The sequence below is a fragment of the Streptomyces sp. NPDC052101 genome, from assembly GCF_040680235.1.
In the GTDB taxonomy this organism is placed as follows: Bacteria; Actinomycetota; Actinomycetes; order Streptomycetales; family Streptomycetaceae; genus Streptomyces.
In genome coordinates this window covers 32,301-58,349 of the sequence record NZ_JBFAWH010000009.1, presented here as the reverse complement: position 1 = coordinate 58,349, position 26,049 = coordinate 32,301, and the positions used below count along the sequence as shown (strand labels likewise).

Annotated in this window: 21 protein-coding genes; 11 read left to right on the top strand and 10 right to left on the bottom strand. The window is 69.0% G+C overall.

Going from position 1 to position 26,049, the window contains the following annotated elements; all coding sequences use genetic code 11:
• Window positions 1-238: 238 nt before the first annotated feature.
• Window positions 239-1,753, top strand: a complete 1,515-nt coding sequence (locus tag AB0L75_RS17905; protein WP_365181819.1) for an alpha-N-arabinofuranosidase — start codon at window positions 239-241, stop codon at window positions 1,751-1,753.
• Here the strand turns inward: AB0L75_RS17905 and AB0L75_RS17900 are convergent.
• Window positions 1,740-4,694, bottom strand: coding sequence for a beta-galactosidase (locus AB0L75_RS17900; protein WP_365181817.1), 2,955 nt, complete (start codon window positions 4,692-4,694; stop codon window positions 1,740-1,742). The two genes, AB0L75_RS17905 and AB0L75_RS17900, sit on opposite strands and share 14 nt — an antisense overlap.
• A gap of 76 nt (window positions 4,695-4,770) precedes the next feature.
• Here AB0L75_RS17900 and AB0L75_RS17895 point away from each other — a divergent pair, with 76 nt between their 5' ends.
• The 6 genes from AB0L75_RS17895 to AB0L75_RS17870 all read left to right on the top strand — a co-directional run bounded on the left by AB0L75_RS17895 (window position 4,771) and on the right by AB0L75_RS17870 (window position 11,995).
• Window positions 4,771-5,229: an Rrf2 family transcriptional regulator gene (locus AB0L75_RS17895; RefSeq protein ID WP_365181815.1), complete on the top strand. Its 459-nt coding sequence runs from the start codon at window positions 4,771-4,773 to the stop codon at window positions 5,227-5,229.
• Window positions 5,230-5,387: 158 nt separating this feature from the next.
• The gene (locus tag AB0L75_RS17890) at window positions 5,388-6,041 is read left to right on the top strand and encodes a DUF4360 domain-containing protein (RefSeq protein WP_365181813.1); all 654 of its coding nucleotides are present in this window, start codon (window positions 5,388-5,390) and stop codon (window positions 6,039-6,041) included.
• A 275-nt stretch (window positions 6,042-6,316) separates the two neighbouring features.
• Window positions 6,317-7,750, top strand: a complete 1,434-nt coding sequence (locus AB0L75_RS17885; RefSeq protein ID WP_365181811.1) for a family 2B encapsulin nanocompartment shell protein — start codon at window positions 6,317-6,319, stop codon at window positions 7,748-7,750.
• Window positions 7,751-7,755: 5 nt separating this feature from the next.
• Window positions 7,756-9,600, top strand: coding sequence for a family 2 encapsulin nanocompartment cargo protein terpene cyclase (locus tag AB0L75_RS17880; RefSeq protein ID WP_365181810.1), 1,845 nt, complete (start codon window positions 7,756-7,758; stop codon window positions 9,598-9,600).
• Window positions 9,601-9,648: 48 nt separating this feature from the next.
• Window positions 9,649-10,524 (top strand): geranyl diphosphate 2-C-methyltransferase, encoded by an 876-nt coding sequence (locus AB0L75_RS17875; RefSeq protein WP_365181808.1) that lies wholly within the window; start codon window positions 9,649-9,651, stop codon window positions 10,522-10,524.
• Between the two features lie 124 nt (window positions 10,525-10,648).
• Entirely contained in the window at window positions 10,649-11,995 is a 1,347-nt protein-coding gene (locus AB0L75_RS17870; protein WP_365181807.1) for an FAD-dependent monooxygenase, read from the top strand.
• Here the strand turns inward: AB0L75_RS17870 and AB0L75_RS17865 are convergent.
• Window positions 11,976-12,095, bottom strand: coding sequence for a DUF397 domain-containing protein (locus AB0L75_RS17865; RefSeq protein WP_365181805.1), 120 nt, complete (start codon window positions 12,093-12,095; stop codon window positions 11,976-11,978). The two genes, AB0L75_RS17870 and AB0L75_RS17865, sit on opposite strands and share 20 nt — an antisense overlap.
• A 195-nt stretch (window positions 12,096-12,290) precedes the next feature.
• Between AB0L75_RS17865 and AB0L75_RS17860 the strand changes: the two genes are divergently transcribed.
• The 4 genes from AB0L75_RS17860 to AB0L75_RS17845 all read left to right on the top strand — a co-directional run bounded on the left by AB0L75_RS17860 (window position 12,291) and on the right by AB0L75_RS17845 (window position 15,750).
• Window positions 12,291-12,743 (top strand): ATP-binding protein, encoded by a 453-nt coding sequence (locus tag AB0L75_RS17860; protein WP_365181803.1) that lies wholly within the window; start codon window positions 12,291-12,293, stop codon window positions 12,741-12,743.
• 177 nt (window positions 12,744-12,920) lie between these two features.
• Window positions 12,921-13,361: a hypothetical protein gene (locus AB0L75_RS17855; RefSeq protein WP_365181802.1), complete on the top strand. Its 441-nt coding sequence runs from the start codon at window positions 12,921-12,923 to the stop codon at window positions 13,359-13,361.
• Window positions 13,362-13,370: 9 nt separating this feature from the next.
• Window positions 13,371-15,194: an alpha/beta hydrolase gene (locus AB0L75_RS17850; RefSeq protein ID WP_365181800.1), complete on the top strand. Its 1,824-nt coding sequence runs from the start codon at window positions 13,371-13,373 to the stop codon at window positions 15,192-15,194.
• Between the two features lie 25 nt (window positions 15,195-15,219).
• Complete coding sequence (locus AB0L75_RS17845; protein ID WP_365181798.1) at window positions 15,220-15,750, top strand: hypothetical protein; 531 nt, start codon at window positions 15,220-15,222, stop codon at window positions 15,748-15,750.
• 20 nt (window positions 15,751-15,770) lie between these two features.
• Here AB0L75_RS17845 and AB0L75_RS17840 read toward each other — a convergent pair whose 3' ends face one another.
• The 8 genes from AB0L75_RS17840 to AB0L75_RS17805 form a co-directional block, all read right to left on the bottom strand.
• The gene (locus AB0L75_RS17840) at window positions 15,771-17,360 is read right to left on the bottom strand and encodes a histidinol-phosphate transaminase (protein WP_365181796.1); all 1,590 of its coding nucleotides are present in this window, start codon (window positions 17,358-17,360) and stop codon (window positions 15,771-15,773) included.
• A 102-nt stretch (window positions 17,361-17,462) separates the two neighbouring features.
• Window positions 17,463-18,614 carry an aldose epimerase family protein gene (locus tag AB0L75_RS17835; protein ID WP_365181794.1) on the bottom strand — a complete coding sequence of 384 codons (1,152 nt, stop codon included), beginning with the start codon at window positions 18,612-18,614 and terminating at the stop codon, window positions 17,463-17,465.
• Between the two features lie 25 nt (window positions 18,615-18,639).
• Window positions 18,640-19,884, bottom strand: a complete 1,245-nt coding sequence (gene mmsB / locus AB0L75_RS17830) for a multiple monosaccharide ABC transporter permease (RefSeq protein ID WP_365181792.1) — start codon at window positions 19,882-19,884, stop codon at window positions 18,640-18,642.
• On the bottom strand, window positions 19,881-21,458 hold the full coding sequence (mmsA, locus tag AB0L75_RS17825) for a multiple monosaccharide ABC transporter ATP-binding protein (protein ID WP_365181791.1): 1,578 nt from the start codon (window positions 21,456-21,458) through the stop codon (window positions 19,881-19,883). The genes mmsB and mmsA overlap by 4 nt, the downstream gene beginning before the upstream one ends.
• A gap of 56 nt (window positions 21,459-21,514) precedes the next feature.
• A complete protein-coding gene (chvE, locus tag AB0L75_RS17820) occupies window positions 21,515-22,624 on the bottom strand; it encodes a multiple monosaccharide ABC transporter substrate-binding protein (protein WP_365181789.1) in 1,110 nt (369 codons plus the stop codon).
• Window positions 22,625-22,659: 35 nt separating this feature from the next.
• Window positions 22,660-23,628 (bottom strand): hypothetical protein, encoded by a 969-nt coding sequence (locus tag AB0L75_RS17815; protein ID WP_365181787.1) that lies wholly within the window; start codon window positions 23,626-23,628, stop codon window positions 22,660-22,662.
• Between the two features lie 125 nt (window positions 23,629-23,753).
• Window positions 23,754-24,758, bottom strand: coding sequence for an alcohol dehydrogenase catalytic domain-containing protein (locus AB0L75_RS17810; protein WP_365181785.1), 1,005 nt, complete (start codon window positions 24,756-24,758; stop codon window positions 23,754-23,756).
• Window positions 24,755-25,918: a mandelate racemase/muconate lactonizing enzyme family protein gene (locus AB0L75_RS17805; protein ID WP_365181783.1), complete on the bottom strand. Its 1,164-nt coding sequence runs from the start codon at window positions 25,916-25,918 to the stop codon at window positions 24,755-24,757. Before AB0L75_RS17805 ends, AB0L75_RS17810 begins: the two co-directional genes overlap by 4 nt.
• Window positions 25,919-26,049 lie beyond the last annotated feature (131 nt).

Here is a 26,049-nt window from a genome sequence, read left to right as displayed (position 1 = left end):
TTCGCCGCCGCTGTGGAGCCCGTCCGAGGGTACGCGCCTGGGCGTGTCCTCGTCATGAGATCCGGCGGCCGTCGTCAAAGAGAAGGCCACGCCGTGAGCTTGTGTCCCGGCCATTGACGCGGAAGCGCTTTGAATCTACGGTCCCGTTCGAAGTTACGAGCATAATTCGATATCTCGAACAACTCGAACGGTTCGCCGGATACGGCTTCGCCCGCACCTAGTGCCCCGGAAGGCGCCCATGCACCCCGCCCGCTTCACACTGGACCCCGCTTTCACCATCGGCGAAGTCGACGCACGTGTCTTCGGCTCCTTCGTCGAACACCTCGGCCGCTGCGTCCACACCGGCATCCACGAACCCGGCCACCCCTCGGCGGATGAAGCCGGACTGCGGACCGACGTGCTGGAGTTGGTCCGCGAACTCGGAGTGACGGCGATCCGCTACCCCGGCGGCAACTTCGTCTCCGGCTACAAGTGGGAGGACTCGGTCGGTCCGGCCGAGAACCGACCCCGTCGGCTCGACCTGGCCTGGCACTCCACCGAGACCAACCGTTTCGGCCTCTCCGAATACATCGCGTTCCTCAGGAAGCTCGGCCCCCAGGCCGAACCCATGATGGCCGTGAACCTCGGTACCCGCGGCGTCGCCGAGGCCCTCGAACTCCAGGAGTACGCCAACCACCCCTCCGGCACCGCCCTCTCCGACCTCCGCGTGGCCCACGGCGACAAGGAACCCTTCGGGATCAGGCTGTGGTGCCTCGGCAACGAGATGGACGGTCCCTGGCAGACCGGGCACAAGACCGCCCATGAGTACGGCCGGCTGGCTGCCGAGACCGCGCGGGCCATGCGCCAGGCCGACCCCGGCGTCGAACTGGTCGCCTGCGGCTCCTCCAACCAGGCCATGCCCACCTTCGCCGCGTGGGAGGCGACCGTCCTGGAGGAGGCGTACGACCTGGTCGACCACATCTCGCTGCACGCCTACTACGAGCCCGTGGACGGCGATGTGGACTCCTTCCTCGCCTCGGCCGTCGACATGGAGTCCTTCATCGAGAACGTGGTGGCCACGGCCGACCACGTCGGGGCCCGGCTCAAGTCCAAGAAGAAGATCAACCTCTCCTTCGACGAGTGGAACGTCTGGTACCTCTCCCGCTGGCAGGAGTACGCCAAGGGCCTCGACCAGTCCGACTGGCCCGAGGCGCCCCGGCTGCTGGAGGACAACTACAGTGTCACGGACGCCGTCGTCGTCGGCTCGCTCCTCATCGCCCTGCTCCGGCACGCCGACCGCGTCACCGTCGCCTGCCTCGCCCAGCTGGTCAACGTGATCGCCCCGATCATGACCGAGCCGGGCGGCCCGGCCTGGCGGCAGACGACGTTCTTCCCGTTCGCGCAGGCGTCGCGGTACGGCCGGGGCGAGGTGCTCGACGTGCGGGTGGACTCGCCGACGTACGAGACGAAGAAGTACGGCGTCACGGGCCTGCTGCACGCCACGGCCGTCCGCGCGGCCGACGGCACGGTCACCGTGTTCGCCGTCAACCGCAGCCGCACGGACGCCCTGCCGCTCCAAGTCGCGCTCAACGGGCTGGAGTTGCCGGCCGTCACCGAGCACAGCGCGCTCGCCGACGCCGACCCCGACGCCCGCAACACCCTCGAGGACCCCGAGCGGGTCGCCCCGCACCCGGTCGAGGGCACCGCCGTCGAGGACGGAACCCTCACCGCCGTACTGGAGCCGCTGTCCTGGAACGTGATCAGACTGGCGTGACCGGCAGTCCTCCGGTCGCCCTGCCGAGCAGTGTCAGGCCCACCTTCCCCGGCCCCGACAGCGTGGTGAACTCCGAGAGGACCGCCAGCGCGAGGGTGTTGGTGCCCCGGGTGCGCAGGACGCCGTTCGGCAGGACGAAGGTGTGCTGCGGGCCCACGTTGTTGATGTACTGGCCCATGTTCCAGCCGTTGAGGAAGATCTGGGCGCGGTAGGCGCGGTAGGGGTCGTCGTCCAGGGTCAGGCCGATCGACGCGTCGATGTCCGCCGGGACCGAGAGGCGGAAGGTGGTCCGGTACCAGGTCACGCCCTGGTACCGGGCGGCGCGGGGGAAGGCCGTCCTCTCCCAGTCGTGGTCCCGGAAGCCGGGCAGATGCCAGCCCTTCCGCTCGCCGTACAGGCCGCCGTTGTTCATCGGGCCGCGCACGGGATCGGGAGCCTTCGCGCCCTGGATCCGCCAACGCACCTTCGGGGAGGCGCCGTCGAAGGTGGCGGCGGTCAGGCCCCGGGCCGCCTTGTGGGTGTCGAGCCCCTTGCCGTCCTGGTCGTGCTGCATGCGCCGGACGAGCACGGACAGCACATGCCGGCCGGGCGAGCGCAGCGCGTCCCGCACCGGGAAGGCGGCGGTCGCCGCCCAGGTCCCCTGCCTGACCGTCGTGTCCTTGTCCGGCACGGGCATCCGGTGGGTGCCCAGCGGTTCACCGTCCAGCCAGGCCATCAGCAGGCCCTGGGTGCCGGTGCTGTAGGCGAGCGAGATCTCCCGGAGGCCGGTGGAGTCGGTGAAGGAGCCCCGGTACCAGACGTCTCCGTAGTGGAAGCCGTAGTCGTCGGCGAAGAGGACCGGCCGGCCCTCGGGGACGGGGGTGGTGCTGAACGACGTCTTCTTGTCCGCCGCCTTCCAGTCCGAGTCGTCGAAGCCGGGCCCGGCCTCCGGGTTCTCCCTGCGCATCCGCCAGCCGCCCAGCGCGGGCAGCCTCACCTCGGGGGCGGCGGGCAGCAGACCGGTGGTCATCAGACTGCCGGACATCGTCACCCGGGTGGGCAGGGTGCGCCCGTTCCACACCAGCTTGTCGATGCCGCGCGGCCCCCACACCTCCACGCTCGTCGTCTCGGTGACGTCACCCGTCAAGTGGACCTCGGAACCCCGCAGTTCGACATGGCGCAGCAGCGCCGGGCCGTACACCAGCAGGGTCCCGGACGGGGTGTCGTAGGGGAACACGCGTACGACGGTGGCGTCGTCGGCGAAGATCAGCAGCAGCGGGGTCTCGGTCTCGCCCTTCTGCACCAGCACCCGGGTCAGCCCGCCCTTGCCGAGCGGGACGTTCACCCGCAGCGCGGCGTCGCCGTCGAAGACCCAGGCGGCCTCCGGGTCCAGCCGTGTGACGCTCGGCTCGACCGGGCACCTCAGCACCAGCTCGGCCATGTCGTCACGGCGCCCGGAGAACACCGCGATGTCCTGCCGGCCCGCCGTCACGCACAGCACGGGCTCGGCGGTGGCGTACTTGAGCGTCCGCTTGCCCAGCTTCAGGCCGGTCGTCAGCAGCCGCGCGTCCTCGCCGGGCACGGTGATCCGCACCCGGCCGGCGTCGGTCGGCAGATCGGCGGTGACCGCGTCCGCGGCGTCGTTGCGGGCGACGTAGACATGCGCGCCGGTGTCCGGGTTGGCCAGGTGGTAGACCTTCAGGCCCTCGGCCTTCACCTCCGCCGCCCGGTCCAGCTTGGCGAAGTCGGGCACGCGCTGCAGCAGATGGCCGAGCTGGTGCATCGGCGCGATCTTCGCGGTGACGTTCCGGCCCTCGTCGATGGCGGCGCCGTAGTCGTACGACGTGTAGACGACCGGCGCGGGCAGCCAGCCCCAGGAGGTCCCGCCGAACGTCATGTAGACGTTGTGGAGCGTGAGCCCGTTGGCGAGGTTGGTGAGATAGAAACGCCGCTCGTACGCCGCGTCCCGGGTCCGCCGCGACTCGGCGTACCCCTTGCCGTCGAACCAGGCCCCGCCCCACGGGTCGAACCAGCCGCCGCCGAACTCGGGCACGAACCCGGGCGTGGACGGCGAGGCGCTGGCCCCGCCCTTTGCCCCGCCGGGCCCGAACGTCCCCCAGTCCGGCGGGGTCTGTGCCGGCGACGGATACCCGTCGAACCCGTACAGCCAGCCGCCCTTCTCGCCGCCGGTGTCGAACGACTCGGGCACCCAGTAGCCGTTGCGCCCCTTGTCGTTGTGGAACAGCGGGACGTCGATGCCGTCCGCCCGCACCTTGCGGTACAGGTGGGACATGTACGCCCGGCCGGTCCCGTCGGTGTGGGCGTCGTACTCGTTCTCGATCTGGTACAGCAGGACCGTGCCGGTGCCCTGGGTGAACAGGTGCTTGCGGGCGATCCGGTCGACCTGGGTCAGCCAGGCGTCGACATGCCCCAGATAGGTCGGGTCGTCGGTCCGCGCCCTGCCCTCGGTGGCGGTCAGCCAGCCGGGGAAGCCGCCGCCGTCCACCTCGGCGTTGATGTACGGGCCGGGCCGCAGGATGACGTACAGACCCGTCTCGGCGGCCATGCGCAGGAACAGGTCCAGGTCCCGGACGCCGGTGAAGTCGAAGCGGCCGGGTGCGGGGGAGTGGTAGTTCCAGGCCACGTAGATGCTCACGGCGTTGTACCCGTGGGCCCGCATCTTCTGCAGCACGTCCCGCCACAGGGAGGGGCTCGGCAGCCGGAAGGGATGCATCTCGCCGGACCACACGATCAGCCGTCTGCCGTCCACGAGCAGTGAGTACCGGTCGTAGCCGATGGTGTGCCGCTCGCCGTCGGCGCTCGGCGGGGCGGGCGCCGGGCCGGTCGGCACACTGCGCGCCGCGTACGCCGAAGGCGCCCCGGGGCCGCCGCTGCCGCCCAGGGCGAGACCGAGCGCGGTCGAGCCGGTCAGGGCACTGAAAGTACGTCTGCTGAGCGCCAAGGTGGATCCTCCGCGGGCGATCTTACGGGGCGCGGGTGCGGCCATTCTCCACGCGGCGGCGGCCCACAATGGATCCATGAGGATCTCGGCACGGGCGGATTACGCGGTACGGGCGGTACTGGAGCTGGCCGTGCGGCAGGGCGACGGCCCGGTGAAGGCGGAGGAGATCGCCGCCGTGCAGGGCATCCCGCACAAGTTCCTGGAAGGGATCCTGGGCGACCTCAGGCGCGGGGGAGTCGTCGACAGCCGGCGCGGCGGAGGCGGCGGTTACCGGCTGGCGCGGGACGCGGCCGAGATCACGGTGGCGGATGTGATCCGGGCGGTGGACGGGCCGATCGTGTCGGTCCGCGGCGAACGCCCGACCGGCCTCGCCTACACCGGCAGCGCACAGCCCCTGCTGCCCCTGTGGATCGCGCTGCGTGCGAACGTCCGGCGGATCCTGGAGGGCGTCACCCTCGCCGACCTCGCGGCGGACGCGCTGCCGGAGCCCGTCCGGTCGCTGGCGGCGGAACCGGGGGCCTGGGAGAACCCGTAGGGGACCTCGGCGGACCCGTAGGGGCGTGGGGGGAGCAGTGAAAACTCCGGATGTGAATGGCCGGAGTTGAGCCTTCCGAGGGTGGGCGCGCCTTTCTACGATGCGGAGCGCTTCACAGACTCCACACAGACCCCCCACATCCGACTATGGGAGAAACCATGGCTGGTGGACTCCTCCTGAGCGGCGCCGTGGCGGCGCTGCTCACCACCGCGATACCCGGCCGGACACCCGCCTCCGGCGTGTTCGACAGCCCGCCTCCGGACAAGATCGTCATCGATGTGGCGACGGTGAACGGCTCCGGCTGCCCCGCGGGCACGGCCGCGGTCGCCGTCTCGCCCGACAACACCGCCTTCACGGTGACCTACAGCAGCTACCTGGCCCAGGCCGGCGGCAACTCCGACCCCACGGCCTTCCGCAAGAACTGCCAGCTGAACCTGGTGGTGCACGTCCCCCAGGGCTTCACCTACGCGATAGCCAGCGCCGACTACCGCGGCTTCCTGGCCCTGCAGCCCGGCGCGAGCGCCACCCAGAAGGCCTCGTACTACTTCCAGGGCTCCCCGAACACCGTGCCCAAGAGCCACCCCTTCAGCGCCCCCTTCAACGACAACTGGGAGGCCACCGACAGCACGGACTGGGCCCAACTGGTCTGGGCACCCTGCGGGGTGCTGCGCAACTTCAACATCAACACCGAGCTGCGGGTGAACGCGGGCACCACCTCACCCGACAAGGTCAGCTTCATGACGATGGACTCGACGGACGGGGACATCAGCACGGTGTACCACCTGGCGTGGAAGCAGTGTCCCAGCAGCTAGGCGGGCGGGCGCCACGCCGGTCACTCTGCGTATGTGACGACTCTCCCCGGATTTCGTCGGTGAACAGTCATCCAGCGGTTGACATGCGGAAACGTTAGACCAGGAGTGATGCCCGCAAGGGGCGCGCGAGGGGCGCACGCGAAGTGCGTCAACTACCTCGCGCGCCGTCTGCTTTGGTCACTCAACGTAAGCGCGCCTCTGCTACTCCTGTGTACGCAGCGTGACGACAACGGGTCGTCGCATTCTTACGTGCCCAGGGAAGACGAGGTAGAGCCATGCCCCTCGACACAGTGACAGCGCCGGCGGCGGGCCCGGAGTCCCAGCAGCAGCAGCGCGAGCAGCAGAGCCTCAGCACCGCGGCGGCGCGCAATCTCGCCACCACCACCAAGTCCGAACCCCAGATGCAGGGCATCAGCTCCCGCTGGGCCACCCGCATGCTCCCCTGGGTCAACGTGCCCGGCGCGACGTACCGGGTCAACCGCCGCCTGTCGTTCACCGTGGGCGACGGCCGGGTGTCCTTCGTGAAGACCGGCTCCAAGGTCGAGGTGATCCCCGCAGAGCTGGGCGAACTGCCGCTGCTGCGCGGCTTCACGGACGCCGACGTACTCGGCGCGCTGGCCGACAAGTTCGTGCAGAAGGAGTTCACGCCGGGCCAGGTCATCGTGCAGGAGGGCCGCAAGGCCGACCACGTGTACCTGATCGCGCACGGCAAGGTCGAGAAGATCGGCGAGGGCCCGTACGGCGACGAGGCCGTGATCGGACTGCTGGCCGACGGGGACACCTTCGGCGGCCGGGTGCTCGCCGGACAGGCCAAGAAATGGGACTTCACGGCCCGCGCGACGACCGCCACCACGGTGCTCGCGCTGCCGCTGACGGCGTACAAGGCGGTCGCCGACCGGCACGATGCGCTGCGCCGGCATGTCCAGCACATCAGCGCCAACGGGCACCGCAGGATGAACCGCTCGGGCGAGGCGGAGATCGTGCTCAGCGCGGGGCACATGGGTGAGGAGACGCTGCCGCAGACCTTCGCCGACTACGAACTCAAGCCGCGCGAGTACGAGTTGAGCGTGGCGCAGACCGTGCTGCGGGTGCACAGCCGGGTCGCCGACCTCTACAACCAGCCGATGAACCAGACGCAGCAGCAGCTGCGGCTGACCATCGAGGCACTGCGCGAGCGGCAGGAGCACGAGCTGATCAACAACGAGGAGTTCGGCCTGCTCAACAACGCCGACTTCGACCAGCGGATCTCCACCTACGCCGGCCCGCCGACCCCGGACGACCTGGACGAACTGCTCAGCATGCGGCGCAAGACCCGCTGCTTCCTCGCCCACCCCAAGGCCATCGCCGCGTTCGGGCGCCAGTGCAACAAGCGGGGCATCTACTTCGGCAGCATCGACCTGAACGGCAACCACCTGCCCGCGTGGCGCGGGGTGCCGCTGCTGCCGTGCAGCAAGATCCCGATCAGCGAGCAGGGCACCACGTCGATCATCGCCATGCGCACCGGCGAGGACGACCAGGGCGTCATCGGTCTCTACCAGACCGGCATCCCGGACGAGATCGAGCCCGGCCTGAACGTCCGCTTCATGGGCATCAACGAGCAGGCGATCATCTCCTACCTGGTCAGCACCTACTACTCGGCGGCCGTCCTGGTGCCCGACGCCCTCGGCGTCCTGGAGAACGTCGAGATCGCCCGCACGAACGGGAGCTGACGCCGGTGTCGTTGATCTCCCGGGTCGCGGCGCCCGCCGCGGCCCACGACATGGCGGGCCTGGTACGGGCACTGCTGTCGGCCCACCCGCCGGCTCCCGTGCCCGAGCCCGGCGCGCCGGGCCTGCCATCGGGCCCCACGGGACTGGGCACGTCGGCGGCCCACGCCCCCTTCGGAGCGGCGCCCACATCGCCCGGCACACACACGGCCCGCGGCGCGACCCAGCCGACCGCTCCCCGGCTCCCGCTCCCGCTGCCGACTCCGGCGGTCGCGCGTCAGCCGACGGTGGCCCGTCCGTCGAGCGCGGGTGATCGGCCGGCGCCTGCCGGGATTCCGTCGGCGCCCGCGCAGCCGCCGGGGGACGCGTCCGGGGCGGGCGTGGCCCGTCTGCCGTCCGGGCCCACCGGTCTGGGCACGTCGTCGGCCCAGGCGACCGGCCGCGGCTTTCCGCTGTCGGCTCCGGCGGGGGTCGGTCATGGGGAGGCGGCGTCCGACGGGATTCCGCCGGCGTCCGTGCAGCTGCCGGGGGATACGTCCGGGGCGGGCGTGGCCCGTCTGCCGTCCGGGCCCACCGGTCTGGGTACGTCGTCGGCCCAGGCGACCGGGCAGGCGGCGGAGGCTGTGCGTCCGGCGGAGGCGGGGGAGTCGGCGGCGGACGGCGATGCGATGGTGGCCGGGCGTCAGCCGGCGCCCGTGGAGCCTGCGGAGGCCCGGCAGCCAGAGGCGGGCGAGGGGCCGTCTCTGGTCGGGCTGCCGACCGGGCCCACCGGGCTGGGTGTCTCGGCGGCGGCGCTCGGGCGCACCGGTAACGGCGCGTCGGTGGCCCCTCTCCGCGCCACGGCCGCCGAGCCCCGCCGGGAGGCCTCGGCGTCGGCGTCGTCGGTGTCCGATCCCGGTCCCCGGCTCCACTGTCCGCCCGCCGTGCGGGACGACCGCGCCCTCGGCGAGACCGTCACCGCGCGCCTGGTGGAGTGGGCGGGGGAGATGGGGATCTACCCGGGCCAACTGGACATGATCCGCCAGGCCGACTTCGGCCGGCTGATGATGCTGGCCCACCCCGAGACGGACGACCCGGACCGGCTGCTGGCGGCGGCCAAGTGCGGGCTGGCGGAATGGGCCGTGGACGACCACTACGTGGACGGCGAGGTGGAGCAGGCCCGGCCCGAGCAGCTCGGCCAACGGCTCGCCATCGCCCACTCGGTGATCGACCAGGCGAACCTCCCGCTCCAGTACGCCCCCCAGCTGGAGGAGGTCGTCCGGGCGGACCCGGTCGCGCGGGCCCTGCGGGACAGCCTGCGCAACCTCCACTCGTTCGCGACGACCTCACAGGTGCGCCGGCTCCGCCACGAGCTGGGCATCATGTTCGTCGCCTACGGCCAGGAGGGCTACTGGCAGGCCTCCGGGCACCGCCCGCCGGTGTGGGAGTACCTGATGCACCGGCACGAGAACAGCTTCATCCCGTGCATGGTGCTCGTCGACGCGATCGCCGGTTACGAGATCCCGTACGGCGAGTTCTCCGACCTCCGGGTACGGCGCGCGTTCACCCTGGCGGGCACCGCCACCGTGATCGTCAACGACATCTACTCCATGGCCAAGGAGGACCCGGCGGACTTCAGCCTGCCCCGGCTGATCGCCACCGAGGACGACTGCTCGCTGGAAGAGGCCGTCGACCGCACCATCGACATCCACAACGAGCTGATGCTCACCTTCGAGACCGAGGCGGCCGCGCTCGCCCGGACCGGCTCCCCGGAACTACGCCGCTTCCTGGCCAGTACCTGGGCCTGGGTCGGCGGCAGCCGCGAGTGGCACGCCACCAGCGGCCGCTACCACGGCACCGCGAACGCCGCCTGACCCCGCGCGCGTCCCCCGCGCATCCCCCACCCCCAGTAAGGATCACCCATGTCCAAGATCTCCACCCAGATGGAAAGCATCGCCATGCGCGATGTCCTGCGCACCGACTACCAGAAGTCGGTCGCGGAGTACTGGAATCAGGAGAAGGATCCCGTCAACATCAAGCTCGGGGAGGTCGACGGCCTCTACCACCACCACTACGGCCTCGGCGACTGGGACCCCTCGGTCCTCGCCGGCCCGCCCGAGACCCGCGACCAGCACATCATCGAGGAACTGCACCGCCTGGAGACCGCCCAGGCCGACGTGCTCCTCGACCACCTCGGTGGCCTCACCCCCGAAGACCGCCTCCTGGACGCCGGTTCCGGCCGCGGCGGCACCAGCTTCATGGCCAACGACCGCTTCGGCTGCCACGTGGACGGCGTCAGCATCTCCGAGCAGCAGGTCGACTTCGCCAACGAGCAGGCCGCGCAGCGCGCCGTGCACGACAAGGTCCGCTTCCACTTCCGCAACATGCTCGACACCCGTCTCGACACCGGATCACGCCGGGCGATCTGGACCAACGAGACGACCATGTACGTCGACCTGTTCGAACTCTTCGCCGAGTTCTCCCGCCTGCTGGAGTACGGCGGACGGTACGTCTGCATCACCGGCTGCTCCAACGACGTCACCGGCATGCGCTCCAAGGCCGTCAGCAGGATCGACGAGCACTACACCTGCAACATCCATCCGCGCAGCGAGTACTTCAGGGCACTGGCGGCGAACAACCTGGTGCCGATCCAGGTCATCGACCTGACCCCGGACACGATCCCGTACTGGGAACTGCGCGCGAAGTCCTCGGTGGCCACGGGCATCGAGGACCCGTTCCTCACCGCGTACAAGGAGGGCAGCTTCCACTACCTCCTGATCGCGGCTGACCGGATCTGAACGGAACCAGGGCGCATGCGTGGTGTCGTACGCGCGGGACATGCGACACCACGCCCGGCGCGGAAGCCTGATCCCGGGGCTGACACGCGCTTGCGGGGGTAACGAGTCACAAGTGGGAGACGACATGAGAGCAGATCGCCCTTGGGGCAAGGCCGTTGTCATCGGCGGCAGCTATGCGGGACTCGTGACCGCACGCGTCCTGGCCGACTTCTTCAGCGAGGTCGTCCTCGTGGAACGGGACGAAGTCGACGAGGACACCGGCGCCCATCCGGGCGCTCCGCAGGGCTACCACGCGCACGCGATGCTGGCCAAGGGCGGGGAGATCCTGGAACGGCTGTTCCCCGGACTGCGCGCGGAGCTGAAAGAAGCCGGAGCGCCGGTCTTCGACTACGGAGAGGGGATCGACTTCCTCCTGCCCGTCGGACTCGCGCCACGGGAGCGAACGGGCGTCCCGGTCCAGACCTTCACCCGCGACGAGCTGGAACGCCGCCTGCGGCGCAAGGTGCTCGCGATTCCCCAGGTCACACTGGTGCCGGCCACCCAGTGCACCGGACTGACCCGGGACTCCTCCGGCCGCGTGACCGGCGTGACATGCCAGTCGCAGAGCGACCAGCTCTACAGCCTGGACGCCGATCTGGTCATCGACGCCTCCGGACGGTCCAGTTCCCTGACGGACTGGCTGGACGAGATGGGGATCACCGTCCCGCCCAAGCGGACCGTGAAGGCGAAGGTCACCTACACGTCGATGAACTTCGACCGGCCGGCCCAGAGCCACCCCGACCACCCCGACTACTACGTCGCCTACCAGATGCTGTTCGCTCCCAGCGTGCCCCGGGCCGGGGTCCTGCTCGCCGTGGAGCGCAACCGGTGGACCTGCTCGCTGTTCGGGTTCCAGGACATGCCGCCGACCGACGACGAGGGCTACCTGGCGTTCGCGGAGAGCCTGACCAACCCGCGCCTGGCCGAGCAGATCGCCATGCGCTCCGTCCAGGAGCCCACCCGCCGCTACACCAACGTCGACAACCAGTGGCGGCCCTTCCACACCGTCAAGAACTGGCCGGACCGCCTCCTCGCCGTCGGCGACTCGGTCTGTGTCTTCAACCCCGTCTACGGCCAGGGCATGACGGTCGCCGCGATGGAGGCGGAGCTGCTGCAGGACATGCTGAAGCGGCACCGCGCGAGCGGTCGGCTGGACGGCCTCGCCCGCGGATTCCAGAGGAAGGTGGGCCGCCTGGTGCTGCTGCCGTGGACGGTGTCCACCAACTCCGACCTGATGTGGAGCCCGAAGGGCCAACCCCTCGCCGTGCGCTTCGCCCACTGGTACAACACGCGTCTCTTCCATGTGGCGGTGAAGGACGCGGCCGTCTGGACCAGGTTCGTACGAGTGGTGAACATGGTGGCCTCACCGGCCCTCCTGTTCCACCCCCTGGTGGCCCTGAAGGTCCTGACGGTCACTCCCCGGCGAAGGTGACGAACGCCGACCAGGCGGTGGGGGAGAGGGCGAGCGCCGGACCCTCCTGGGCCTTGGAGTCGCGGACGTGGACGGTGGCCGGGCGGGCGGCCACCTCCACGCATGCCTGGCCTGGAGGACGCCGACCACTTTCGGGTCGGATATCAGACCCGGGATCATCCGGCACTCGTACGTGTAGAGACTGATCGCCAGCTGCTCAGCCCGCGATACTCGCGAAGCGCCCGCACTACCGCCCCGAACGTCCGCAAACCGGCGGACCCGGTGAAGTGCCCTTCCCACCCACCACATTGGCCCCATGACAGCACCTCCCGCCTCCATCCGCACCGTCACTCAGCGCCTCAGTTCCACCCCGCGCGGCGCCCGCCTGGCAAGGCGCCTCGTGCTGACCCAGCTCGACGCCTGGGGCATTCCGCACGGCACCGACACCGCCTACTCGGTCGCGGCGATCGTCGCCGAACTCGCGGCCAACGCCGTCACTCACGGACGCGTACCCGGCCGGGACTTCGAACTCCGGCTGGTCCGGCTGGCAGCGAGTATCCGCGTCGAGGTGAGTGACACGCGCGCCGAACGACGCCCACCGGGTCCCGAGGACGTGACCGAGCCCGCGCCGCTCGCCGACGCGGGGCGTGGGCTCGTGCTGGTGGACGCGTTGGCGGACCGGTGGGAGGTGGTCGACCGCGACCCGCCCGGGAAGACCGTGCGGGCCGAGGTCGACATGCCTGCCTGGCTCAGTCGCCAAGTAACCTGACGGAACAGGCGAGTTGCCGCGCGAACCGTTGACTCGCGAGGTCACGCTCGCCACACGCATGAGTACGGATACTCAGTCGCCGTAGCGGTTGACGCCGATGCGGTACGGCCACCTTCCGGATACGGTACGAGTCGGTCACCGCACTGTGTTACTGCGGACACGGGGGAGGGAACACGCATGGCGTGGGACGAGTGGGAGCAGCTCAAAGCAGCCGCGGCCAACGGGCAGGGCGCCCACATGCAGTTGAACCATGTGCCGCCGGAACCGGGAGGATCCGGCACTCTGGTGACGAACAAACCGGCCTGGTCCAAGGCAGGCCAAGCCGTCGGCACGCTCAGTAGCTCCATCACCACGGCGCTCGGAAAGCTGACGGACGGACAGAAGGGCCTTGTCGCGGAGAGCGGCTGCCAGACGTCCGGGGCTCAGAAGGAAGTCCACGACTCGTGGGATCGCTATGTCAAGGCTGTGAGCGGGCGCTGCACAAGGCTCTCGGACCTGCTGGGCAAAGTCGGCAGCGACCTGTTGAAGACCGATGAGTCCGTCAAGGTCGAGATCGGCAACCTCGAGGTGGACTACGCGGATACGCCGGCGGTCGGCGGCCAGGACAAGGGGCGGTGACCATAAGTCATGGACCTCGCAACCCTGAAGGCGCTCGACCCCAAAGAGTTCCGGGACGCGGCCGACGGATACCGCAGCACCAGTGACATGGCCAGCGCGGCCAAGGACCGCATCGAGAACGAGATCGCCGCGGCCATGAGGAAATCCCTCAACAGTAAGTCCTCGACCGCGGCGCTCGGCCAACTGTCGGAGCTGGGCAAGGACTTCCACTACGTCCAGATCGAATGCGGACTGGTCAGTGCGGCTCTTGAGGCGTTCTCGTACGAGATCGAAGCGGCCAAGAAGAAGCTTCAAGCGGCCATCGACGGCGCGCAGGCGGCGAAGCTCACCGTGAACGCCGACGGCTCGATCACCTATCCGGCGGGCGGGGAGAAGGGTACGGACGGAAAGGTTCCCGGGGGCGGCACGGTCAGCGGCACGGCGGGCGGCCTGTTCGAGGGCATGGTCTCGGCCGTGAGCCATCAGTTCGCCGAACTCGACCCCAACCCGAACCACCGCCTCGCACTGGACTACGCGGACGACATCGCCCGCGCCCTCATGGAGGCGACGGAGTCCGACGAGAAGTGGGCGCCGAAGCTGCGGGCACTGAAGGCGGACGACGATCTCACCGTCTCCGACAAGGACCTTGCCGACGCGTCCTCGGACACGAGCGGCGTGCGCGACGCGGGCAAGGAGTACCTCGACTCGCTGCCGCAGCCGCCCAAGGACGGCAAACCGGCGGACAACGCGAAGTGGTGGAAGGGGCTCAGCCCGGAGCAGCAGGCCGCGTGGATCTCCATGCGTCCCGACTCGGTCGGCGCACTCGACGGACTCCCTGCCACGGTTCGGGATGAGGCCAACCGGACAGTGCTCTCCGAGACGCACGGTGTCGCACAGGTCAAATACGACGCCTGGTTGAAGGATAACCCTGAGCCCCCGCGGTACCAGGACCACATCAACCTGCACACCGGGGTGAAGCAGGGCAAGGAGGAAAACCCGGCGTGGAAGGAATGGGAAGCCGAACGGGAGAAGATGTACAAAGGGATTGACGGCATGAACGCGATACAGGACCGTTTCGACAAGACGGGCACCAGCGGACTGCCCGAGGCATACCTACTGGGCTTCAGCGCCGACGGAGACGGCCGCGCGATCATCGCCAACGGGAACCCGGACACCGCGGATCACCAGGCTGTCTATGTTCCGGGTACGACCTCGGATTTGGACAGCATCGGGGGGAACATCGACCGGATGGCCAAGGTCTGGTACGCGGCTCATGACGAAGCCGACGGAAAGTCCGTTTCCACGATCACCTGGCTCGGCTACGACGCACCTGACAGTGTCTGGAAAGACGCGCCGTTCGAACACTACGCATATGACGGGGCGCCCGCGTTCGACAAGTTCCTGGACGGGCTCGACACCTCCTACACCGGCGGCACGCATCCGCACCGTACAGTGATCGCTCACTCGTATGGAACGACGCTCGTCGGCGCCGCGGCCCAGACGGGACATGTCAGCGCCGATGATCTTGTCTTCGCCGGCAGTCCCGGGGTCAAGGTGTCCAGCGCCGACGAGCTGGACGTACCCAAGGGCCACGTGTGGAATGAGGAGGCCGACGGAGACGTGGTTCCGGACATCGGCCGCTGGGGCCATGGCGGGGACGGCTTCATCATCCCCAGCGATCCGGAGTTCGGCGCCAACGAGATGACCACGGACACCGAAGGGCACAGCGGTTACTGGGACGAGACGTCCAACGGTCCTTCACAGAGCCTGAAGAACCAGGCACTGGTCGTCGTCGGGAAGGGTGATGATGTGCCGTTGAAGCCGCCGCCCGATAAGTGGGCGTATGTCAAGTAGCTGCGACGACGTGAGGCTCACCGACGTGAAGATCAGACTGAGCGCCTGTGTGCTCGCCCTACCTCTTACCCTGACCACCATCACTGGATGCGGCATGACCGAGAAAGACTCCGACGCGACCCCGTCTGCCGGAACAAGCACCTCGCGTGATGCCTCCGACGCGATGGAAAAGCTGTCCAGCGGTATCTACAACATGATCGGTGTCAAGGGGAAGGCGTCCGACAGCCGTCCATTCGTAACGGAATGCTCAGGAAAGGACACGAAGACCTACTTCCGGATCTTCCACTGGTGGAGTTTCTACCCTGCGTCGGCGAAGGACCTCGACGTGGCGATGGAGCGACTCAAGGCGGAGCTGTCCAAGCACGGATGGAAGATCATCTCGTACGGGCCGGACACCAGCAAGAACAGGAACATTAATCTGACCGCTGACAACGATCAGCAGAAGGCCGGCGTCAACATCGTGCAGATGGCCAAGAACGACCCACCGAAGCTCAGCCTGCATGTCGTGTCCGGTTGCTACAAGGTCCCGGACGGTCAAAAGGTCGAGTCCTTCTGAGGGCGGCTGGTCGGCACCGGTCAGGCGCCGGCCGCGCTCGGCCAGCTCTGGGCGTTGGGCCAGCCCGTGGCCGGGGCCGGGGTCAGGCCCGTCGGAGGGGCCGGGGCCGTCATACCGCGGACCTGGGCCGCCGTGAGGCCGCCGCGCGCCGGGACGCCGGGCGGAGTGGGCGCGAAAGCGGCCGCGGGGGCCGGAACCGGAGTCGGGGCAGGCAGCGGTGTCGGCAGGGGAGCGGGTGCCGGCACAGGGGCCGGCTGCGGGACCGGCGCCGGCATCACGGGCTGCTGCACCGGCGCGGGCTGAGGTGCCATGGGCTGGGCCGCGGGCAGGGGCTGGGCCACCGCGGGTGCCACCGGCATCGGTGCGGGCATCGGCGGAGGCACCGCAGGCAGGGGCAGGCCGGCTCCGTTGGTCTCGCTCACCAGCCGGTCCACCGCCGCCGTACCCGAGCTGTAGCTGGTCCCGGCACCCAGCTCGGGTACGGCGGCTCCCCTCCTGGACCCGTAGAGCACCTGTTCCAGGCCGGACACCAGGCGACGCACGTCGACCTGGGGGCGCACCACGAGTCTCAGGAAGCGGCTGGAGGATCCGATCTTGTTGCCGCACTCGCGGACCAGGATCCGGTGCTCGGTGAGCATCCGGTCCCGGACCACCGTGCCCTCGGCGCCGACGGGCAGGCGTACGAAGAGGAAGTTCCCTTGGGAGGGGTACACCGTCAGGCCGGGGAGTGCGGAGAGGTGGCTGGCCATCTCCAGGCGGTCGCGGCGGATCTGCTGAAGGCTCTGCGCGTACTCGGCGCCATGTTCCCTCAGCATGAACACCAGGTGCTCGGCGAAGGAGTTGAGGTTCCATTTGGGCAGCATCGAGCGGACCTTGCCGGCCAGCGCCGGATTCGCCACCAGGTAGCCGAAGCGGACGCCGTGCAGGCCGAAGTTCTTGCCGAGGCTGCGCAGCACGATGACGTTCGGGCGGAGCATGGCCTCCTGGACGACGCTGGGGTCGGTCTCGGCGTCGGCGAACTCCAGGAAGGACTCGTCCACGACGACCAGGTCCAGGTCCGCCATCGCGTCCATGAACTGCACCACCGACTGCTTGCGCAGATAGCCGCCGTCGGGGTTGTTCGGGTTGCAGATCACCGCGGCTCGTGTGCCGCGCCGGCGGATGAACTCGGCGTACTGGGCGAGGTCCAGGGCGAATCCGCTTGCCTCCTGGAGCGGGAACATGTCGACCCGCTTGCCGGTCTCCATCGGCTGGTCCGTCCAGCGGCCGAAGGTGGGAACCGGTATCGCCAGGGACTCGCGGACCAGCAGATGGTCGATCCAGGTGATCAGCTCGGTGGAACCGTTTCCCATCGCCACGCACTGCGGCGGCAGCTGAAGCAGCGAGCACAGCTCGCCGGTGATGGTGTCGGCGCTGCTCGGGTAGTACGTGACGATCTCGTGCAGCCGGGCCGACAACTCCTCGAACATGGCCGGCGTGGGGAAGTACGGGTTGCAGGGGATGCAGAAGTCCACCGGGCCGGTTCCGTCGCCGCCCTCCCGCGTCAGCGCCGCCATCGAGGGGCTGTGGGCGGCGCCGCCGCGGAACAACGAGGTGACGTTGCCGGCCAAAGGGGACCTCCGTTCAAGGTGGCCCGTGCGGGGGAGCACGGGCCACCCATGGATACGGAGGGGACGGCAGTGGCGTTCAACTCACCGGCGGTGTGAGCCGGTTCACGCGCTGAACGTGTGGATCGTCGTCGTCCGGTACGTCTGCCCCGGACGCAGCACGGTCGAGGGGAACGCCGGCTCGTTCGGCGAGTCCGGGAAGTGCTGGGTCTCCAGGGCCAGTCCGTCTCCCTGCCGGTAGGTGTGCCCGGACGGGCCGACGAGGGTGCCGTCGAGGAAGTTGCCCGAGTAGAACTGCACACCGGGCTGGTCGGTGAGGATCTTCAGGGTGCGGCCGGAGCCGGGGTCGCGCAGCGTCACCACGTGCTCGGGCCTCGCGGTCACACCCTTGTCGAGGACGAAGTTGTGGTCGTACCCCTTTGCCGTGACCAGCTGCGGGTGGCCGATGCGGATGTCCCGGCCGATCGGCTTGGGGCGGGTGAAGTCGAAGGGGGTGCCCTTCACCTTCGCCTGCTCCCCGGTGGGGATCAGGCCCGCGTCGGTGGGGGTGAACCGGCCCGCTGCAAGCCAGAGTTCGTGGTCGTAGATGCTGCCGCTGCCCTCGCCCGCGAGGTTGTAGTACGTGTGGTTGGTGAGGTTGACGACCGTCGGCTTGTCGGTCGTGGCCTCGTAGTCGATGCGCCAGTCGCCGTGCCGGGTGAGGGTGAAGGTGACCTTCGTCCTCAGCGTGCCGGGGTAGCCCATCTCGCCGTCGGCGCTCGTGTAGTGCAGGTGCAGGCCGACGTCGGAGCCGGAGACGAACGGCTCGATGCCCCACACCTTGGTGTTGAAGCCCTGCTTGCCGCCGTGCAGGCTGTTCACGCCGTCGTTGACGGACAGCTGGTACGTCGTGCCGTCGAGCGTGAACCGGCCCTTGGCGATGCGGTTCCCGTAACGGCCGATGGTCGCGCCGAAGAAGGTGGTCCCGGCGACATACGCGGCGAGGTTGTCGTAGCCGAGGGAGACGTTCGCGTACCGGCCGTGCCGGTCCGGGATCTCCAGTGACTGGATGATGCCGCCGTAGGAGAGGACCTTCATCCGGGTGCCGCCGTTCGCCAGCGACCAGCGGTGGACCCTGGTGCCGTCGGCGAGCGTGCCGAAGTACTCCTTCACCGGCTTCCTTCCCGAAGCCGCCGCTGCGGTGCCTGTGCCGAGAGCGGTGGCCGCGAGGCCCGCCGCCGCGGCGCCGGCGATGACCGTGCGTCTGTTCAGTTCCATGGGTACGGCTCCCTTTTCTGGACCCTCACGAACCGGACTTGCGCTTGTTCCACACGTCGAACCCGACCGCCGCCAACAGGGCCAGGCCCTTGATGACCTGCTGCCAGTCGGTGCCGACGCTGAGGAGGTTCATGCCGTTGTTCAGCACACCGAGGACGAGACCGCCGATGATGGCGCCGAGTACGGTACCGACACCGCCGCTCATGGAGGCGCCGCCGATGAACGAGGAGGCGATGGCCTCCAGTTCGAAGCCGTCGCCCGCCTTCGGTGAGGCCGCGTTCAGACGGGCGGCGACCACCAGACCCGCCAGGGCCGCGAGCACGCCCATGTTCAGGAACACCTGGAAGGTGATGCGCTTGTCCTTCACGCCGGACAGCTTGGCCGCCGGCAGATTGCCGCCGATGGCGTAGATGTGGCGGCCGAAGACCGAGTTGCGCATGACGTAGCCGTAGCCGCCCACCAGCGCGCCGAGGATGATCAGGACGATCGGCGCGCCGTCGTAGCTGGCCAGCAGCATCGTGAGGACGAGGATCGCGGCGACCAGGGCGACGAGCTTGAGCAGGAACAGCTTCACGGGCACGACGTCGAGGGAGAACTCCTGCTGGCGGCGCCGGTCGCGCACCTCCTGCCACACCACGGCGGCGATCAGGACGATGCCGAGGAGCAGGGTGAGGTTGTGATAGTTGGTGTTCGGGCCGACCTCGGGCAGGAAGCCGTTGCCGATCTTCTGCAGACCGTTCGGGAACGGGCCGAGGGTCTGGCCCTTGAGCAGGATCTCGGTGAGACCGCGGAACAGCAGCATGCCCGCCAGGGTGACGATGAACGACGGTATGCCGAGATAGGCGATCAGGAAGCCCTGTACGGAGCCCGCCGCCGCGCCCACCAGCAGGCACAGCACCAGGGCGACGGGCCACGCGACATGGTGCTGCACCGTCAGCACGGCGGCGAAGGCGCCCACGAACGCCGTGATCGAGCCGACCGACAGGTCGATGTGCCCGGCGATGATCACCAGCATCATGCCGATCGCGAGGATCAGGATGTAGCTGTTCTGCAGCACCAGGTTGGAGACGTTGCGCGGCAGCAGCAGGTCGCCGTCGGTCCAGAACTGGAAGAGGACGACGATCAGACCGAGCGCGATCAGCATGCCGTACTGGCGCATGTTGCGGCGCAGGCCGCCGAGCACCAGCTGCAGCAGGCCCTCTCCGGCGGCCGGTCCGCCCTTGCCCGGCGGGGCGGCCGCCGGAGTCTTGTCGGTGACGTCCGTGCTCATCGCGTTACCTCTTCGTCCTTTGCGTGGTCCATCGGCGCCTTGTCTTTCGTCATATGGCGCATCAGCACTTCCTGCGTGGCCTCGGCCCGCGGCACCTCACCCGTCAGCCGCCCGGCGGCCATCGTGTAGATGCGGTCGCACATGCCGAGCAGCTCCGGCAGCTCGGAGGAGATGAAGACGACCGCCTTGCCCTGGGCGGCCAGTTGGTCGATGACCGTGTAGATCTCGTACTTGGCGCCCACGTCGATGCCGCGGGTCGGTTCGTCCAGGATCAGTACGTCGGGCCCGGCGAAGATCCACTTGCTGAGGACGACCTTCTGCTGGTTGCCGCCGGACAGCTTGCCCACCGGCTCGAAGACCGTCGGCGCCTTGATGTTCATCGACGTGCGGAAGCCCTCGGAGACCTGCCGCTCCGCCTGCTCGTCCACCACGCCCCGCCGCGCCACCTTCTTCAGCGCGGTCAGCGAGATGTTCCGGTTGATGGTGTCGATGAGGTTGAGGCCGTAGTGCTTGCGGTCCTCGGTGACGTACGCGATGCCGTGGTCCACCGCCTCCGCGACGGACTTCGTACGGATCTCCGTGCCGTCCTTGAGGACCGTGCCGCCCGCGTACCGGCCGTAGGTACGGCCGAAGACGCTCATCGCGAGTTCGGTGCGGCCGGCGCCCATCAGGCCCGCGATGCCGACGATCTCGCCCCGGCGGACGCTGATCGACACATCGTCCACGACCTTGCGCTGCTGGTCGATGGGGTGATGGACGGTCCAGTTGCGGATCTCCAGCGCCGGTGCCGCGCCCTCCTTGGGCTCGTGCGGGGTGCGCTCGGGGAAGCGGTGGTCGAGGTCGCGGCCCACCATGCCGCTGATGATCCGCTCCTCGGTCGTCTCCGGCGCCTTCACGTCGAGCGTCTCGATGGACCTGCCGTCGCGGATGATCGTGACCGAGTCGGCGACCTTGCGGATCTCGTTGAGCTTGTGGGAGATGATGATCGAGGTGATGCCCTGGTTCTTCAGCTCCAGGATCAGATCGAGGAGTTTGCCGCTGTCCTCGTCGTTCAGCGCCGCCGTCGGCTCGTCGAGGATGAGCAGCTTCACCTCCTTGGACAGCGCCTTGGCGATCTCCACGAGCTGCTGCTTGCCCACGCCGATGTCGGCGACGCGGGTCTCCGGATGCTCGTCGAGGCCGACCCGGCGCAGCAGTTCGGTGCCGTGCCTGAGGGTCTCGTTCCAGTTGATGAACCCGCGCGTGGCGTGCTCGTTGCCGAGGAAGATGTTCTCCGCGATGGACAGGTACGGCACCAGCGCCAGCTCCTGGTGGATGATGACGATGCCGTGCTGCTCGCTCGCCCGGATGTCCTTGAAGTGGCAGACCTCCCCGTCGAAGAGGATCTCGCCCTCGTAGGTGCCGTGCGGATGGACGCCGGAGAGCACCTTCATCAGGGTGGACTTGCCGGCGCCGTTCTCCCCGCAGATGGCGTGGACCTCGCCCTGGCGGACGGTCAGCGTGACGTCCGACAGCGCCTTGACACCGGGAAAGGTCTTGACGATCGAGCGCATTTCCAGGACGGGTCCCGCCATGGTCGTGCCTTCCAATCAGATGTGGGGTCGGTTCGGCCCGGAGCAGACGGGCGGGATCACTTGAGCTGGGACTCGGTGTAGTAACCGCCCTTGATCAGGACGTCCGCGTAGTTGGTCTTGTCCACGCTCACCGGCTGGAGCAGGTAGGACGGGACGACCTTGGCGCCGTTGGTGTAGGTCGTTGTGTCGTTGACCTGCGGCTTCTTGCCGTGCAGGACGTCGTCGACCATGGACACCGCGACCGCGGTCTCCTTGCGGCTGTCCTTGAAGACGGTCTGGGTCTGCTGGCCCGCGATGATCGACTTCACCGAGGCCAGCTCGGCGTCCTGGCCGGTGATGACCGGCAGCGGGTTGCCGGCGGAGCCGTAACCGTCGGACTTCAGCGCGGCGATGATGCCGATGGAGATGCCGTCGTACGGCGAGAGCACCGCGTCGACCTTGGCGCTGGAGTAGGTGGAGGTGAGGATGTCCTCCATGCGCTTCTGCGCGGTGGCGCCGTCCCAGCGCAGGGTGGTGACCTGGTTGATCTTGGTCTGCCCGGACTTGACCACCAGCTCCTTCTTGTCGATGTAGGGCTGCAGCACCTTCATCGCGCCGTTGAAGAAGTACTGGGTGTTGTTGTCGTCGTTGGACCCGGCGAACAGCTCGATGTTGAACGGGCCCTTCTTGCCGCTGTCCAGACCGAGCTTGTGGGCGATGTAGGTGCCCTGGAGGGTGCCGACCTTCTCGTTGTCGAACGAGGCGTAGTAGTCGACGTTCTTGGTGCCGAGGATGAGCCGGTCGTAGGCGATGACCGGGATCTTGGCCTGGGCGGCCTCCTGGAGCACGTTGTTCAGGGACTTGTTGTCGATGGCCGCGATGATCAGCCCCTTGACCCCCTGCGTGATCATGTTCTCGATCTGCGAGACCTGGGTGCTCGGGTCGTCCTCGCCGTAGACCAGCTTGGTCTTGTAGCCCTTGGCCTGGAGGTTCTTGACCATGTCGTTGCCGTCGTTGATCCACCGCTCGGAGGACTTCGTCGGCATCGCGATGCCGATGGTGGCGCCCTTGACGTCGCCGGTCTTCTCCTTGCTGCCGCCCGAGCCGCTCTGCCCGCAGGCGGTCAGCGTGAGGGCGAGCGAGGCGGCTGCGGATATCGCGGCGAGTGCGGCTCTGCGGTTGCGCATGATGATCATTCCTTGGTCGTCTCGTCGTGGAGAGGTCACGCGGTGGTGGGGAAGCGGTTGAGCGGTCCGGGCAGCCGTGAGCCGAGCGGCGCCATGTCGCCGTCCGCGCCGTGCCGGGCGAGCAGGTCCAGGGCGAGCCGGCCGCGCCGCACCCGCTCCCGGGCGGTGTCCAGGGTCACGTCCCGCAGATGGGCGCCCCACGGGTAGATGCCGGGTGCCTTGGACAGGCCGAACTTGAGATAGAGCGGGGCGCCGCGCCGGATCAGCTCGGCGACCTCGTACATCCGCACATAGCCGCCGAGGTCGTCGGGGGCCTCGATGTACATGTCCATCGGGGCGCCGGACACCCGCCGGATCTCGGTGAGGTGATCCAGCGTCAGATCGCTGGGCACGTTGACGGAGTCGGCGCCGAGCCGCTCGAAGACGGCGTACGAGGCCGGGTTGACGGGGCCGATGAGCGCCGAGACCTTCAGCGTGGTGTCGGCGGGGATGATGCCGCTCTGCCGCGCCCGGTGCAGCGTCCACAGCACGCCCTCGTCGGCGACCAGCAGACAGTTGACGCCCAACTCCGTGGCCCGTACGGCGTCTTCGACGCATCCGGCGACGGCGTCGTGGCCGCGTGCGCGCAGTCCGGCCCCCCGCGAGTCGGAGCGCGCCGAGCCGCCGATGTCCCAGGTGCCGCGCGGGCCGGTGAACAGGCAGAGTTCGATGTCGCGTGCACCCGCCGCCTCGACCATCTCGGTGATCTCGGCGTCGGTGAGCATCCACACACCGCTGCCCTGGCTGATCCGGTGGATCGGCACATCGAGGCGTGAGGCCTCCTTCAGGATGACCGCCAGCGCTTCGGGACCCTCGCACGAAGGGATCTCGGTGCGCCAGCGGCCGCCGCCAGGGAAGCTGTGGGCGGAGGCGTCGGCGGGGTCGAGGGCGGGCGCGGCCAGGCCGAGAGCGGCGAGGGTCTGCTCGCCGGGCCTGCGGGCTGCCGGAGCGGAAGCGTCGGTCACAAGCTGTCCTTAATGTTCGATATTTCGGACAAGGTTCGCGGCTCTGGGTAGGAAAAGGCCATGGCTTCGGGCCTTGGGGTACGCCGGTCGGGGCGCCGTCAGGTCGCGCTCCGACCGGCGTACGGCTACGGGCGGAGCAGCACCTTGCCCACCTTGGGGTCGCCGGCGCCCACGAGGTCGATGGCCCGGGAGAACTCGGTCAGCGGCAGCTCGTGCGTGACCAGCGGCAGCGGGTCCAGCAGCCCGGCGCCGAACACCCGCACGGTGTGCGCCCAGGCGGCCGGCGGCGCTCCGAAGACGGTGTGCACCTCCAGCTGTCGTACGACGAGATCGGTCGGGTCGAGTCCGTCCGCGCCCGGCGCCGGAATCCCGGTCAGGACCAGCCGTCCGCCGCGCCGCAGCAGCGCGGCGGCGGTCCGTGCGGCGGAGGCCGAACCGGCCGTCTCGACGACGACGTCGAAGTCGTCCGGCAGCCGCTGCTCGCGCAGCCGGAAGTCGGTGGCGCCGAAACGCCGGGACAGCGCTTCCCGGTCGTTCCTGGTCCCCACGACGAGCAACTCCGCCGGTGAGACCGCTTTCAGGAACTGCACCGCGAACATCCCGAGCGTGCCGGTGCCGACCACCGCGACCCGCTCGCCCGGTTGTGCGCCCGCCTTCAGGGCCGCCGCCGCGATACAGGCGGCCGGCTCCAGCAGGGCGGCGGCGGTCAGGTCGGCGTCGTCCGGCAGGACGTGCAGCAGCCGGGCCGGCAGGGTGAGCGTGGTGGCCATCGCGCCCGGCTGGGTGAACCCGGTCTCCTCGTACCCGGCCGTGCACAGCGTGGTCTCGCCCGCGTGGCAGCGGTCGCACACCTGGCAGTTGCGGAAGCCCTCGCCGACCACCTTGCGCCCGGCCAGGCCGTCCGGCACCCCGGCGCCCACGGCCCGCACGGTCCCCGACCACTCATGCCCGGGCGTGAGCGGATACCGCACATACCCCTCGGGCCGGTTGCCCTGATACACCTCGCGGTCGCTGCCGCAGATGCCGACCGCGTGCACGGCCACCAGCGCCTCGCCCGGGCCGGGCTCGCGGGGTGTGTGCTCCGCGAGCCGGTGCCGGCCCGGGGCCTCGACGACGACGGCGCCGCTCACTTGCTCCCCTTCGGCTTGCGCTGCTCCCAGCCCTCGGCCCACAGGTCGAACCGGGCCTGCTGCTGCGGGAACTCGGCGGCCGCGTCGACGTCCAGCTCGACCCCGAGGCCGGGCGCGTCGGACAGATGGAAGCACCCGTCCGCCGGATCGACCTGCGGCGCCCCCTTCACCACCTTCTTGATCTCCGCGTCCGCGAAGTCGTTGAAGTGCTCCAGGACCTTGAAGTTCGGTGTGGTGAAGCCGACTTGGAGGGAGGCGGCGGTGAGCACGGGCCCGCCGACGTTGTGCGGCGCGACCAGCATGTAGTGCGTCTCGGCGGTCGCGGCGAGCTTCCTGGTCTCCCAGATGCCGCCGATGTGGCCGACGTCGGGCTGGAGGATGTCCACGGACTGGCTGTCGAACAGCTCGCGGAACTCGATCCGGTCGTGGATCCGCTCACCGGTGGCGAGCGGGATGTCCACCTTGGCCGCGACCTTCTCCAGCGCCTTCAGATTCTCCGGTGGAACCGGTTCCTCCAGCCAGGCCGGCTTGAAGGGCGCCAGCTCCCTGGCCAGCCGGACGGCGGTGGCGGGGGAGAAGCGGCCGTGCATCTCCAGCATCAGTTCGGCGTCCGGGCCGATCGCGTCCCGTACGGCCTCGATGAGCGAGACGGCGTAGAGGGTCTCCCGGTGGTCCAGCTCGAAGTGCCCGGTGCCGAACGGGTCGATCTTCAGCGCCCGGTAGCCGCGCTCCACGACCCTCTGCGCGGCCTTGTGATAGGCCTCCGGCGTCCGCTCGGTCGTGTACCAGCCGTTGGCGTACGCCTTGACCTTGTCGGTCACCTTGCCGCCCAGCAGCTGCCACACCGGCACGCCCAGCGCCTTGCCCTTGATGTCCCAGCACGCCATCTCGACGACCGCGATGCCGGACATGACGATCTCGCCCGCGCGGCCGTAGTCGCCGTACTTCATCCGGCGTACGAGATCCTCCACGGCGAACGGATCCGAGCCGAGAATGTGATTGGCTTCGGCCTCCCGCAAGTAGCCGATCAGCGCGTCGGTGTGACCGAGCATCCGGGTCTCGCCGACTCCCGTGATCCCCTCGTCGGTGTGCACCTGGACGTAGGTCAGGTTGCGCCACGGCGTGCCGACCACGTGTGTGCTGATTCCGGTGATGCGCACGGCAGTTGCCCTTCAGCTGTTCGAGATTTCGTCACGCGTTCGAAATGCTGGCGTGACAGTAAGGAGGCGGCGGTAGGGGTGTCAATGGGTCGAACAGGTAACGGTTTCGACAAGCCTTTCGAGAATTCTTT

Coding starts and splice junctions, on each gene's coding strand:
- AB0L75_RS17905 (WP_365181819.1), top strand. CDS start 239: ATGCACCCCGCCCGCTTCACACTGGACCCCGCTTTCACCATCGGCGAA.
- AB0L75_RS17895 (WP_365181815.1), top strand. CDS start 4,771: ATGAGGATCTCGGCACGGGCGGATTACGCGGTACGGGCGGTACTGGAG.
- AB0L75_RS17890 (WP_365181813.1), top strand. CDS start 5,388: ATGGCTGGTGGACTCCTCCTGAGCGGCGCCGTGGCGGCGCTGCTCACC.
- AB0L75_RS17885 (WP_365181811.1), top strand. CDS start 6,317: ATGCCCCTCGACACAGTGACAGCGCCGGCGGCGGGCCCGGAGTCCCAG.
- AB0L75_RS17875 (WP_365181808.1), top strand. CDS start 9,649: ATGTCCAAGATCTCCACCCAGATGGAAAGCATCGCCATGCGCGATGTC.
- AB0L75_RS17870 (WP_365181807.1), top strand. CDS start 10,649: ATGAGAGCAGATCGCCCTTGGGGCAAGGCCGTTGTCATCGGCGGCAGC.
- AB0L75_RS17860 (WP_365181803.1), top strand. CDS start 12,291: ATGACAGCACCTCCCGCCTCCATCCGCACCGTCACTCAGCGCCTCAGT.
- AB0L75_RS17855 (WP_365181802.1), top strand. CDS start 12,921: ATGGCGTGGGACGAGTGGGAGCAGCTCAAAGCAGCCGCGGCCAACGGG.
- AB0L75_RS17850 (WP_365181800.1), top strand. CDS start 13,371: ATGGACCTCGCAACCCTGAAGGCGCTCGACCCCAAAGAGTTCCGGGAC.
- AB0L75_RS17835 (WP_365181794.1), bottom strand. CDS start 18,614: ATGGAACTGAACAGACGCACGGTCATCGCCGGCGCCGCGGCGGCGGGC.
- mmsB (WP_365181792.1), bottom strand. CDS start 19,884: ATGAGCACGGACGTCACCGACAAGACTCCGGCGGCCGCCCCGCCGGGC.
- mmsA (WP_365181791.1), bottom strand. CDS start 21,458: ATGGCGGGACCCGTCCTGGAAATGCGCTCGATCGTCAAGACCTTTCCC.
- chvE (WP_365181789.1), bottom strand. CDS start 22,624: ATGCGCAACCGCAGAGCCGCACTCGCCGCGATATCCGCAGCCGCCTCG.